The 12,382-nt window shown below is 67.1% G+C and carries 12 protein-coding genes and 1 tRNA gene; 5 read left to right on the top strand and 8 right to left on the bottom strand.

Features of this window, described 5'->3' with window-relative positions; all coding sequences use genetic code 11:
• Both AC3A5R_RS11960 and AC3A5R_RS11955 read right to left on the bottom strand, forming a co-directional pair.
• Entirely contained in the window at positions 1–822 is an 822-nt protein-coding gene (locus AC3A5R_RS11960) for a cupredoxin domain-containing protein (RefSeq protein WP_487620980.1), read from the bottom strand.
• A gap of 411 nt (positions 823–1,233) precedes the next feature.
• Positions 1,234–2,034, bottom strand: coding sequence for a hypothetical protein (locus AC3A5R_RS11955; RefSeq protein WP_487620979.1), 801 nt, complete (start codon positions 2,032–2,034; stop codon positions 1,234–1,236).
• Positions 2,035–2,347: 313 nt separating this feature from the next.
• On the opposite strand from AC3A5R_RS11955, the gene AC3A5R_RS11950 reads away from it, so the two are divergent.
• Positions 2,348–2,887, top strand: coding sequence for an SMI1/KNR4 family protein (locus tag AC3A5R_RS11950; RefSeq protein WP_487620978.1), 540 nt, complete (start codon positions 2,348–2,350; stop codon positions 2,885–2,887).
• Positions 2,888–3,234: 347 nt separating this feature from the next.
• Here the strand turns inward: AC3A5R_RS11950 and AC3A5R_RS11945 are convergent, their stop codons facing one another.
• Complete coding sequence (locus AC3A5R_RS11945; protein ID WP_487620977.1) at positions 3,235–3,615, bottom strand: hypothetical protein; 381 nt, start codon at positions 3,613–3,615, stop codon at positions 3,235–3,237.
• Between the two features lie 83 nt (positions 3,616–3,698).
• Positions 3,699–3,774, bottom strand: a tRNA-Arg gene (locus AC3A5R_RS11940).
• A 247-nt stretch (positions 3,775–4,021) separates the two neighbouring features.
• On the opposite strand from AC3A5R_RS11940, the gene AC3A5R_RS11935 reads away from it, so the two are divergent.
• Positions 4,022–4,579 carry a winged helix-turn-helix domain-containing protein gene (locus tag AC3A5R_RS11935; RefSeq protein ID WP_487620976.1) on the top strand — a complete coding sequence of 186 codons (558 nt, stop codon included), beginning with the start codon at positions 4,022–4,024 and terminating at the stop codon, positions 4,577–4,579.
• Positions 4,580–4,617: 38 nt separating this feature from the next.
• Positions 4,618–5,802 carry an MFS transporter gene (locus tag AC3A5R_RS11930; RefSeq protein WP_487620975.1) on the top strand — a complete coding sequence of 395 codons (1,185 nt, stop codon included), beginning with the start codon at positions 4,618–4,620 and terminating at the stop codon, positions 5,800–5,802.
• 78 nt (positions 5,803–5,880) lie between these two features.
• Here AC3A5R_RS11930 and AC3A5R_RS11925 read toward each other — a convergent pair whose 3' ends face one another.
• A complete protein-coding gene (locus AC3A5R_RS11925; RefSeq protein ID WP_487620974.1) occupies positions 5,881–6,627 on the bottom strand; it encodes a cupin domain-containing protein in 747 nt (248 codons plus the stop codon).
• Between the two features lie 290 nt (positions 6,628–6,917).
• On the opposite strand from AC3A5R_RS11925, the gene AC3A5R_RS11920 reads away from it, so the two are divergent.
• Positions 6,918–7,133: a hypothetical protein gene (locus AC3A5R_RS11920; protein WP_487620973.1), complete on the top strand. Its 216-nt coding sequence runs from the start codon at positions 6,918–6,920 to the stop codon at positions 7,131–7,133.
• 129 nt (positions 7,134–7,262) lie between these two features.
• Here AC3A5R_RS11920 and AC3A5R_RS11915 read toward each other — a convergent pair whose 3' ends face one another.
• Together AC3A5R_RS11915 and AC3A5R_RS11910 are read right to left on the bottom strand one after the other, a co-directional pair.
• The gene (locus tag AC3A5R_RS11915) at positions 7,263–9,401 is read right to left on the bottom strand and encodes a hypothetical protein (RefSeq protein WP_487620972.1); all 2,139 of its coding nucleotides are present in this window, start codon (positions 9,399–9,401) and stop codon (positions 7,263–7,265) included.
• 681 nt (positions 9,402–10,082) lie between these two features.
• On the bottom strand, positions 10,083–10,460 hold the full coding sequence (locus AC3A5R_RS11910) for a nuclear transport factor 2 family protein (RefSeq protein WP_487620971.1): 378 nt from the start codon (positions 10,458–10,460) through the stop codon (positions 10,083–10,085).
• A gap of 30 nt (positions 10,461–10,490) precedes the next feature.
• Between AC3A5R_RS11910 and AC3A5R_RS11905 the strand changes: the two genes are divergently transcribed.
• Entirely contained in the window at positions 10,491–11,189 is a 699-nt protein-coding gene (locus tag AC3A5R_RS11905) for a P-loop nucleotide/nucleoside kinase family protein (protein WP_487620970.1), read from the top strand.
• A 122-nt stretch (positions 11,190–11,311) separates the two neighbouring features.
• Here AC3A5R_RS11905 and AC3A5R_RS11900 read toward each other — a convergent pair whose 3' ends face one another.
• Positions 11,312–11,887, bottom strand: coding sequence for a phosphotransferase-like protein (locus AC3A5R_RS11900; protein ID WP_487620969.1), 576 nt, complete (start codon positions 11,885–11,887; stop codon positions 11,312–11,314).
• Between the last annotated feature and the right edge of the window lie 495 nt (positions 11,888–12,382).

Raw genomic sequence — 12,382 nt, 5'->3', positions numbered from 1 at the left:
TCAGTCGTGGTGGTGGTGTTCGCGTGTGACGATGACCTTGCCGACCATGCCCATCCCGTCGTGGAACATACAGATGTACGGGAAGGTGCCGGCCTTGTCGAAGGTCACGCGGTAGTGCGCACCGGGCCCCGCGGTGGGCAGGACGCCCGAGCTGAGGGTGCCGCCCGTGAAGTGTGCCGGGTTGCCCACGGGGATCGGAGCCGGAGGCTCCGGGCCGAAGGTGACTGTGTGCGGCACGGGATCGCCGTTGTTCTGCGACCAGTCGAAGTCGACGGTGTCACCCACGTGCACGCGCACCGTGGTGCGAATGAACCGCATGATCATGAACATGCCGGCCTCGTCGACCGCACCGACGAACACGTGGTGGCGCGACGAGTCCTGGCGGAGCTCGGCGTAGAGGTGGTTGCCGTCGTGAATCATCTGGGCGCGGCCGGCCCGGAACTGCCAGTCGTAGAAGGACTGCCGGTGCGGATACGGCGTGCCCGCGGGTGCCACGTGGACGACGCCCTTCATGGCCTGGCCGTGGACCAGGCAGTAGTACACGTAGTCACCGGTGCCCTTGAACTTCAGCTTGTACGACGTGTAGGTCGCTGGCAGCTCGGAGAACTGGATCGTCGACAGGACGCCCGAGTTGCGGTACTGGCCCGGAGCCCAGATCGAGTGTTGGGGCGTCGGCATCGTCTGCGTTGCGTCCCCGGGGTTGAACTCAGGCACTGGCTGTCCGGTCCGCAGGAACGTCACGGTGTGCGGCTCCATGGAGTCGGCCGTCCAGCGCACCGTGTCGCCCACGTTGATCCAGATCTCGCCGGGCAGGAACTTCATGCCTTGGATCGCGCCGTTCGGCGACTGCGCGCCGACGTGCACTCTCCAGGTGGTCGACTCGTGCTCTCTGGTGTGTGCCCCTGCGGTGGTGGCCGGCGCCAGGAATGCCGCTCCGAGCAGCACCGCCCCGACAGCTGCCAGCAACGTCCGGAATCTCTTGGATGCGTGGTTCTTCATTGGTCCTCCAAAGGCGCGGAACATTGCCCTTCGGCGCCCCGAAGGGCGAGTCCACGCTAGGGAACCTGCGTGACGCCCACAGAGGAACAGGAACATCCCAGACGCCCTCCACCGGGCTCCCAGCGGGGAGTGTCCTTTGGCCCCACCATGTCGTTCTTTACCGCGGCCTGTCCCTGAAATCGCCTGTGTCGCAGCACTTCCCGCAACATCGCAAATCCGGTTGGGCACCAACGACTACGGGTTCGACAGCTCTCGCGAGAAGAACTCCAGTGCAGTCTTGGTCTTGGTCTGCTGCGCCGCCGCGAGGTCGACCCCGTGTGATGCGAGGTAGCCCCGGACAACGGCAGCGGTGTTGAACGTGTCGGCGGTGGGGCACTTGGTGGAGAGCTCGAGAATGCGCGTGCCGTCCGGATAGAGCCACAGCTCGGCGACCAGTCGACGGTCGAAGTCGGGCGGCGTGAACTTCAGCTTCAGGACGTTGATCGGCCCGAGGACCGCGAGGTCGTCGATGCCGATGCCGGCAGGAGCGTTGGCCTCGTACAACGCCCGCTGCTGCTTCGTGAACAGCTTGGACAGCGGACGAGCACCGGTCGTGATCTCGCGGATCTTGGCGTCTGGCTGCTCGCCCTTGAGCGACGCCGAGCACACGAAGCCGCCCGGCATCGCGTCCACCTCGACCCCGAAGCCGGGCGCCTGCCGCTGCTCGGGCGTGAGGTTCTCCGGGTCCACCGGACGCAGCTTGACGACGGAGTCACCGGGTCGGGCCTGGATCCGTCTGGCGCGCAGGACGACACCGTGGCTGTTGAGGTCGAGTCCGGGGGTGTCGAAGAAGAAGACCTGTCGGATGTGGCTCTGGAGCGGGTCCATGCCGAGTGCGGCAACCGTCGAGCGCTGGTTCGCGTCGGGCACGCTCAGCTTGAGCTCTACGGTGTCCGCGCCTTTGATGAGTCGGAGCAGCTCGACGAGTTGGTCGTCGGTCAGCGCCCGGGAGGGTGCCGGCTCTGCAGGCTGGTTCGGGCTCGTCTGTGTGGTCACAAGCAACCTCCTCGGAAACGGCTCGACGCAAGGTCGCCCGCGGCTGACTCGATTCGATCCCGAATCGGGTGGTGTCGAACGGGACCCGGCGCTCGGCGTCGGGACGCCGACGAGGCCATGGTGCTGGCCTGAGGCGCCGCTTGGCCTCACCCCTAGCGTGTGAATGCGCCGGTCGGCGGTGCCGACGGGGCTGGTCCCCCTGGCGGGATTCGACCTGCAACGCCGGTCGTCAGGAGCGCAGCCTCGGAGTGGGATGTGGACTCGGCGGCTCAGGTTCGCGCTGAGTGGCTCCGTCGAGTGGCATGGTGGCGCTGTGACTGACGTGGGGATGGTGATGGGGGACTTCTGGCGGCGCCCAGCGTATGAGCCGTACGTCAAGGAGGGCCTGACGGATGCGGTACTGGCGGCGTTCGAGGACCGGTACCGGGTTCGGCTGCCGCTGAAGATGGTTGCTCTGCTGAGGCAGCAGAACGGCGGCTACACCCGCTGGACGTTCCCGATGGCCGACGAATCGCCGAACGTCGATCACCATATTCTGGTTGGGATAGGCCCTGGCTTCCCGGCCTTGGAACAAGCGGCCTGGTGGCAGACGCCTGACGACGATGCCGAATGGCAGCCCGAGGACCCCATGGGCTTGATCTCGTTCGATGGGGACGGGCACTGGGACCTTTGCCTGGACTACAGGAAGTCGGCGGTGGACGGAGACGGGTACGCAGTTGAGCCGCGGATCGCAGCGATCGACTGCGAGCTGGAGCGGGATGAAGCGGTCGCCGACACCTTCGATGGCTATCTGGCGCACTTGGTGCGAGAAGAGGAAGCCGCTGCCGACTTCGCGGCGGCTGTCCGTACCTGAGCCTGAGGCGCCTGGCCTACGCAGCGCGGCAGCATTCCCGGCCCGTGTGGCGCTGACATCAAGGACTTGCAGATGCCGCCCTGGCTCATCCCACTCAGTGGGGGAGCGTCAACCATCTACCGAACCAACTGTCAGACCTCAGCCGAAGCCGAAACGTCAAGCACCACGCGGAGTGCAGACAAATGGTGTTCCCGGGTTCGAACCTGCGCACCCGCTTCAGAAGTCCGGCCGAGCTCGGGCCGCTGGACGGACCTGCCAGTGCCGCAATGGTTTTCGTACTGTTCTCGACGAATTTGATTGCCGCTGCTGTTGACGATGGGGTACCTCCAGGGTGCCGGTCTGACGCGTCACCTGAAGTAGGCGTAACCACCCGCTGCCTCGACGCGCTTGGAGCTGTCGAACCCGACCGAAACGCGATGCGGATCGGGCCATCCACGCCTCGCGAGCTCAGCCTGAACCGCATCCCGCATCACCTCGAGCCACTCGCGCATGCCCGGGGCGAGCTGGCTCTGGATACCGGCCAGTTGGCCGCGCGCTGGGAAGTACCACTCCGGCAGATCATCGTCCGGTGCGCCCGAGAGCAGGATCCACACGACAAGGTGCTCGGTCCCCAGGTCGACGGCGCCGTACCAGAACACAGAATCGACCTGCACCCCGTCACGGGACGATCCCTTGAGGAGTGCGCTGGCTGCCAAGGCCGCCTCATCGGCCACTTGCCTGGGGTCCACGCGTCGGACTCTAGCCCGATCGCAGCGTTTCGTGAGAACCCGAGCTTGGCCCAAGAATCGACTCCGAGCTGTGGAAAACGGGTTGGTGCCCCCGGCAAGATTCGAACTTGCGACACCCGCTTTAGGAGAGCGGTGCTCTATCCCCTGAGCTACGAGGGCGGGGCATGGCTGAAACCCTCGATGGAACCCTCGCCGTAAGGGTCGCTGTAACCCTCGCTGTAACGAGGCCTTCTGGGCAGGCCAACGGGGACAGGCTACTGGAACGCGGCAGGCCTCCTGTGCGTGGCTGCCGGCGGCGCGGCGGAGCGCACCATCCGCGGCATGACAAGACGTCGGTGGCCGGGCGCCGAATACTGCGCTTGCGAGAGTGTTGAAAGACTTCTTTCCATGCTGCTAGTGTCGCAACATGTCTTTCGAACCGCGGCGGATCAGTACCCCTACGGAGCTGCGTGCGCTGTCGCACCCGCTCCGACTGGACATCCTGGAGCAGCTGACGTTGCGTGGGCCGATGACGGCCACCCAGCTCGGCGATGCACTGGGGGAGACGCCGGCCAACTGCTCGTGGCATCTGCGCAAGCTGGCCGAGCACGGCTTCGTCGAGGAGGCCGGCGAGGGCCGAGGCCGTCGGCGACCGTGGCAGGTGGCGAAGGTCGGCCTGGTGTGGGACGAGGCCGCGAGCAGTTCGCCGGGCTACCGATCTGCCGGGCAGGCGCTCTCAGGGCTGATGCTCGAGCGGGAGGTGGCCCGGTGGCGGCGCAACAGCGATGCGACCGGGGACGGCTGGGGTGGCCTCGGGATGTCCGAGTCCGTCCTCATGCTGACGCCGGAGGAGGCGACAGCCTTCACGGTCGACCTCGAGGCGCTACTGATGCGCCATCACGGGCGGCTGACCGGTGACGAGCCGGTGCCGAAGGAGGCCCGGCACGTGCGCGTGCTGGCACTGACGAGCGTGGACCCGCAATGAGGCAGGCGTTCGCCGTCCCGGCCTTTCGTCGCTTGTTCGTGGCTCTGGCCGCGACCATGGTGGCCGACTCGGTTCTGCTGCTCTCCTTCGGCATCATGACCAAGCAGCTAACCGGGAGCAGCGGCGCCGCCGGGATGGCGCTGTTCTGCGTGGTTGCGCCCTCGCTGGTCGCTCCGCTGCTCGAGTGGGTCGTCGACCAGGTGCCGCGCCGGCGCTTCCTGCTGACGGCGTACCCCCTGGCTGCGGCGAGCCTCGTTCCCCTCGCGTGGGTCCACGACGCCACCCAGGTGGGGATCGTGTACGCCGTGGCCTTCGTCTACGGGATCGCGCTGGTCATGCTCCCCGGCGCGGTCACGGGCTTGCTGAAGCTCATCGTGAGTCCCGACCAGCTGGTCCACGCGAACGGGGCCACCAGCACCTTCCGGGAAGGGCTGCGCCTGTTCGGCCCGCTGCTCGGGGCAGCCATGTACGCCGCGTGGGGAATCGGCAGCGTCCTGCTGCTTATCGCCGGCGCCTACCTCGTCGCCATCGCCGCCGTCACCACCTTGCGCATCACGGACGACGTCGTCAGCCCACCGGAACTGCGCTTCGTTCGCGAGCTCGTCGCGGGGGTCGCGCACCTGTACCGCGACAGGCTCCTCTGGTGGCCGACCTGCGCCGTCGCCGGCTGCCTGTTCGCCTTCGGCTTCCTCGAGTCGCTCGTGTACGCGATCACCGACGCGTTCGGCCGACCCGCGACGTTCGTCGGGGTCATCGTCTCGGTCCAGGGGATCGGAGCCATCGCAGGCGGTCTCGGGTCGAGCCGGGTCGTGACGCGTCTGGGGCACGTGCGGGCGATCGTGCTGGCCCTGGTGCTCTTTGCGGTGAGCATCGCGGTCATGGCTGTGGCACCGAGCATGACGATCGTGATCTTGGCCGCAGTGCCACTCGGGTTCGGCCTCCCCGTCCTCATCGTGGCCATCAGCACGCTGGTCCAGGTGCGCACCCCGAACCGGCTCATGGGCCGGGTGTCCACCACCTTCAGTGCCCTGATCGGCACACCGCAGGTGCTGTCCATCGCCATCGGGGCCGGCTTGGTCGCCACCGTCGACTACCACCTGCTCCTCGGGGGGATGGCTGCGCTCCTGGTCGTCCTGTCCGTCTCACTCGGAGCTTGGGTGAGCACCCAAACACGACCCGCAAAGCCCACAACGATTCAGCCGATCGAGGCCTCTTCGAGCTGAACCGAAAGCAATCAGGCGCGCCTACCTCGACCGGGCTAACGTCTTCCTCCCGGCATGACCGGACGTTGCTCCGTCGTGTCAGCGGGGAACCTGCGGCGCGTTGCGTGCGGTGATCGGTGGACCGACAGTCGAGGCCCCGTGTCGCATCCCCATCTCATCGAGGACCCCCGGGTCCGGCGGCCCCGAGAGGCTGGCCAGGTAGGCATGCTGCTCGGCGAACAGGTGCTCGATGCCTCCGGGGCACGCGAACGCGACGACGTGCACTGGGTCGTCCCCCGCGCAGGCGAAGGTGTGTGCGGTACCGCGAGGCACCCACGCGAAGTCCCCGGCTTCGGCGGCGCGTCGGGCATCGTCGAGCTGGAACTCGAGCCGGCCGGAGACGACGAAGAAGCCCTCGTCGACATCGTCGTGGCGATGCAGGACCGGTCCCGATGACCAGCCGGGGAGGACGAACTCGCAGACACTGATCGCGCCGCCCGAGTCCTCGGCCAGGACCTTGAAAGGAAGCATCGCGTCCTCGAGACGTGTCGCTCCGGCGGGAAGCAGATAGGGCGATGACAGGGTCATGTTCTTCACCATCGCAGACGCGACCCTGTTCGTGGCCGAGCTTGGACCGAGAAGGCCGCTGCGCGGCAGATGGGTGCGGTTGCTCAGCGGACGCGCGTCGACCGGGTCGGCGAGGGCGTCGAGGTCGTCGTCCTCGGACATCCGTGGGCGAAGATGGCGACCATGGGTTGGGACACCGCCGTCATTGATCTTCCGGCCGATGCGGCGACGGTTTCGGACATCGCCTCGGACTCTTAGTGACCGCACCGAGCTGATCAACAAGATCCTCGAGGTGGCACCCACCACCGACTTCTCCGACCCAACGTGGCGCGACCTGACCACGCCCGACTTCACCATCGAGTTCAACATGGGTCAGGCAGATCAGGTTCCAGCTTCATGCAGCACGTTCGTGGCAGGTGGGTAGCGGCCGCGTCGCACGACCAGCGGCACGAGCGGACGTTCTGTCCACGGTGGAGGACGGTGTCCGTGAGGTGAGGTGCCGCAGAGACCGCCCGGTCTGCCACGCGACAGCCCTGACCGGCTTCTCGGGGCGTGTGATGATGCCAATCATGGCCATGGAACAGGGTGTCGTTGGGATCGGTTGCAGCCCGATCTTCGTTGTGGCGCGAGAATCCGAAGCGTTTGCCGTGACCGAGCAAGACTTCCTGCCCGGTGTCAGCGTCCAGGAACTGATGAATGAGCTACAGCCCGATCAGCACATCTACCTGGTGGATCTGGTGAACCCTGGGCAGGAGCTCGGGATCAAGCTCATCCGGCTGACCTGATTGCAGACAGGGTCGGCGCGCGCTACGGGGCTTGATCGGACGTCGTCCGACGAGCGGCAAGAGCGGACGTTCGGACGACAACGGCCGCTATGACGCGGCAGGTGGGTGGACGAACGCTAGGGGCGCGCCTCACATCGATGAGCCTTTCGAGCTTTGCTCCACTTTTTCGAGGTCTTGGCTGGCGGGCACGTCGCCAGGATGATCGCTGCCCTGATTTCGGCGATGCACCGTGACCCAGGCACCCAGCAGGACCCAGAGGACGCCGATGAGCACGGCCGTCCACAGTGCGGCGCGCTCCAAGGTCCAGCCGGGCGGGTCCCATCTCACTGTGACGACGGATTCGACGGAACGAGCGGGCACTGCGACGCGGACCAGCGTGCCGTCGAGCGGCGCGACGAGAGAGCCGCCGAGCACGGTATATCCGGGCCACGCGAGCCGGCTCAGCGTCATCGTCCCGCCGTCGCTGCCGACGGCGGTCACCTGCAGGGAGACCTCGCGGTCCGAGCGGTGCAGCTCGCGCACCGCGAGGCCGGGAGTCGTGGCGACCACGCCACCCGCGGTCGGAACGGGTGCAACACGTCTCCAGACAACCGTGTAAGCGGTGGTCTGCGAGACGCTCCACCCAGCCGGCGGACGCGTGAGATCCGTCCCCTCGAACCAAGGGCGGAAGAAGACGATCGTGCTGACCGACAGGAGGTCGGCCCACGGTCGACCGGTCGTGGCGTCAGTCGCGAGCACGGACGTCAGGGCCGCAGCGCACGTGCCACCGCTGTACCCGCGGCAGAACCGTTTCTCGAAGCTGCGGAAGTTGATGGTCGTGTAGCCGTTCTGCACGTCTTTGGGGCTGAGATACCACGTGGACCCGACGAGAATCTCGTCAGCGATCTGCGGCTGGTGGATGGCGGGGCCGGCGGGCTTCCCGAGGACCATGACGTCGCCCCGCGCCGAGCTGATCGGGCCACCGTATGCCGATGCAGCTGCCGGCATGTTTCGGTCGGCGCCGCCCGGGACGGGGTTCACGACGAACTGCACCACGACCATCGCGATCGACCAGGCCAGGACCACGGCACTTGTCGTCCGGGCAGACCCCCGGCGCAGCGACAGCGCGGTCGTCCCCAGTGCGACGGCGAGCAGGACGACGCCCGCGGCGGCCTCCTTGGCGAGGTGCGGGTCGCGGGCGACGAGGAGGAAGGTGGCGAGGCAGACCCACGCCAGGGACGCCAGGACACGGCCAGCGGACGGGCGCCGGACCAAGGCCCGGGAGGCCGCGACGAACAGCACCACCACGAGCGGCACCATGAGGGCCGGCACAACGCGCAGGGGCCACCGCAGGGGCCCGATCGTCGCTGGGCCCAGAACCCACAGGGCCAGGCCGGTCGTCGCGACCGCGGCTCCGACGAGATCCTTGGAGCTACGGCGCAACACACCGAAGTCCAGCCACAGGACGGCGGGCAGCAGCCAGATGAGGTAAGCCCGACGGACCGTCGGCAGCATTGAAGCGAGGAGCTCATGCAGCGGAGTGATGAGCAGGCCAGGGCCCGTGATCGCAAGTGAGTTCCTGTTCGTGACCGGGGAGGTCAGCACTCCCGGCAGGTACACGGCTACCGTGACCAGGCCGCTGAAGACCATGATGCCCAGGACGATGAGGACCTGACGACGCAAGCGTGAGAGCACTGCGTCCACGAGGCATGCCAGCAGGACCGTCGCCAGGTAGAGGGCGCAGTAGACGTATCCCACCGCGACGATGAGGTAGCCCACCGCGAGCGCGCCGGCGGGGTTCCGCCCATTCATGGCCCGGCGCGTCAGCCACCACGCCCACGGCAGGAGCACGACCCCGATGTGGCCGTTCACCCACGAGGGCCAATCGCTGAACACCGACTGGCCGGAGAGCCCGACAACCAGGCCGGCCACCATGGCGAACGGCTGCCGGGCGCCGTAGCTGCGGACCAGGACATACGTCCCGAGACCCCCGCACACGATGAGCGCGATGTTGAGTGCGGTAGCGAAGACCACAAGGTCTGGCACGACCGTCGTGACCACGCCGATGAAGATGGTGAGCGGACTGAACAGTCCCCACTGCCCCTCGGCGACGTAGTTGCCGGCCTCCCACGCGCGCGTCTCCATCAGCGGCAGGCGGCCGTTGCGTACCTCCTCACCAAGGTGGTACCACCACCCGATATAGGCGACCTGGGTGTCGCCGCGGAAGTAGTAGCGACTGAACCACAGCAGCGGGATCAGGCTCACGACGACGAGCAGCACGCCGAGCACGAGCGCTCCAGGCAGCCGTCGAACCGTCCGACACCCGAGCTGCCACAGCCGCCCAAAGGAGGTCACGACCGCAGGATATTGCCCCACTGGGCTCAAGCACGTACCGCAGCGTGGACCATGCGTTTCTCGACTCGGCGTCAACGCTCACCGAGTGCTCGACGTGACTCGATCGTCCCTTCCGCCGCGTGGGGCTACTGCCACCATGCGGCGCGCAGGGCGACGGCCAGTGCCACCTTCACGCAAGCCCCGGCGAGGAAGGTGGCCGCCATGAGTCCAGCCTTGATGGAGTTCCTGATGGTGGACGTGAGGGCTTGGTGTTGGCCGCCAGTGCCACGCCCACGATCACCCAAGCCAAGCCGCCCTTGACGAGCAGCCCCGATAGCAGCGGCAGCACGGCCAAGATCTGCAACGCCCGCGGAACCGGCGGACCGATGGGGTGTCCCGTACCGGGTCCGATGGAGCGACCCAACCCATGTCCGGTCGTCCGTCTGTTGGCCCCCCAGCACGGCACCCCTCTGCTCGCGTCCCACCGAGGGGTCGCGGAAGGTGCATGCTCACCCTGGGCGGCCAGGGCGTTTCCCTCCCACTGAGCAGGTCGCGTCGGAGGCTGAGCCCTCGGGCAGCGTGCTCACGGCGGTAGAGGACGATGTCCCGGCGGCCAGCACGACCGTGGCAGCGTGCCTACCGCTTGCCCCAGACGCGTTCCTGGAGCGCGGTGTCTGCGGCGGCCGTGAACTTCGTGACCTTGCCGTCAGGCCCAAATGTCAGCACATCCGCCTGGTCTGCGGACTGACCGTCCGCGGTGATGCGGGTCAGGACGACCACATGGTCGCCGTCGGCGATGAAGTGCTGTGGCTCCGTTCGGAAGTTCTTGGTGGCTAGCGTCTGGAAGAAGTGCGCTACCTCGTCCCTGCCTCGATAGACGCCACTGATCGCACTGTCCCCGGGTACGACCCACTCGATGTCATCGGCCATGTTTCTCATGGCCCCGTCCAGGTCGCCCGCACCGAAGGCCTCGTACGCAGACCGGGTCTCTGACTTGTTCTCTGAAGCGGACATGGCATCCTCCTCGACGTCCAGGATCAGTCCATGAAGCGGCTGGAAGACCCATGCCGTCAAGGGCTCCAGGTGGTTCGCGGCATTCCTCCAAATCGGCATCTGCGCGAGGAACGCATTCTGCACCGGCGGTGCGGACGACGCCCACCGCGGACACGCGCGACGACGGGCCAACCGCTTGAATGGGGGATGACGTCGACGCGACCAACGCTGTTCCTGACCGTGGGGCTCCCAGGCACCGGGAAGACCACCGCTGCCCGGCGCATCGAGGTTGAGGAGCAGGCTCTTCGTCTCACGAAGGACGAGTGGGTCAAGGCTCTGTCCGGAATCGCGAATCCTCCATCGGCTTCAGACGTGATCGAAGGACGGTTGATCGAGATCGGGCTGAATGCTCTGCGGCTCGGCATCAACGTGGTGATCGACTTCGGCCTCTGGGGAAGGGATGAGCGCTCGGCTCTCCGCGCGGCAGCGGCCGATCTCGGTGTGGCGGTGGAGATGCGCTACCTCGAGCTCACGCCGGCCGAGCAGCGGCGACGACTTGATCGGCGTCAAGCGGAAGAGCCCCACACGACCTGGCACATGTCGGACGAAGAACTTGCCACCTGGGCAGCGATCATCAGCGTTCCGACGGCGGGTGAGCTGGACGGTAGTGAGCCTGTCGATGACCCGCCGGCGGGCTTCGCGACGTGGGCCGAGTGGCGCAGGCATCGCTGGCCTCCGTCGATCATGTGACACGGAAAGCGTCTCTACCCAGGCGCGGGGGCGGCTCGGTCTGACGAAACCTCCACTGCCGCATGGTCGTACGTCGTCCGACGAGCACCATTGTCGTCGAAGGCGTCGCGCGCCACGTGCGACTAGTCAGTGCCGCTCAGCGCCCGCACGATCTTTGCGGCCGTCTCGGACGGCGCGAGGTCGTCAGTGTCGATGACGAGATCCCATGCGTCGCCGGACTGTACGTCGAAGTGTCCGCGGGAGTTGCCCGGCTGTTGGCCCTTCGTCCGAGCGCGTTCACGTTCCTCGAGAACAGGGAGGGAGGCGGTCAACCGCACCCAGAACGTCGAGGCGGCACGCAGGTCTCGACGCCATGCGGGCACGATCGAGTCGTCGACGGGCGTCTCGTCGATGATGACGTTGTTGCCGGTGGCCAGCAGTGCATTGACTGCAGCGTGCATCCCGGTGAGCAGTCGTGCGCCCGCTTCGCCGTAACGGATCCTGGCGCGGGGCGAGCCGTCCGGGTCGAGAGTGTTGTCGACCCAGAATCCTGGCCCTGGCCCGCGGGGGTGGTCGCGCCACTCGTAGGGAAACATCGAGAAGAAGTGGTCGAGGCCGACGTGCAGGTACGGCTCTCGAAGCGCCAGCTGCAGCTGCTCGGATACGGACGTCTTCCCGACGCTCGACACGCCCGCAAGCACGATCGCGCTACCCGTCACAGGCGGCAGTCTGACAGGAGCGGGTCGGGCCAGGGGCGCGGGTCGATCATCGTCCGGAGGGACTTGCTGCTCACCGTCAGCGCGGAGCCGGCCGAAGAGGAGGGAGTCGCGTCGCCTTCCATGGACAAGTGCGTGGCCGCGGATGAGTCCCTCCCGGCGGAAACCCACCTTCTCGAGCACCCGCGCGTAGCGGCGCTCTCCGGGGCGCACGTGGCAGCCAAGTCTGTGACTACATGGGGCTCACGGTGAAGCGATAGACCGCAGGTGGCGTTCGGTCGTCGGAGATGCTTGCTGAGCCGGCCTTGGACGACGGTGGCACGCGCACCGTCACCGTGAAGCCGAGGCCATCCCCGGCAGGCGTCACCGATCCCAGATCGCGCGTGGTACCGCCGGGCAGGCTGAGCGTGAGACGGACTGGAGGCAGGGGTCGCACCTCTGCGGTCGGGTAGTTCGTGTCGTTGCAGTTGCTGGCGTACCAGTGGCCGTAGACGGTGA

The organism is Intrasporangium sp. Soil_C_50 (assembly GCF_057656595.1).
Note: the sequence above shows the minus strand (reverse complement) of the source record. Positions and strands in the feature narration are given on the sequence as shown.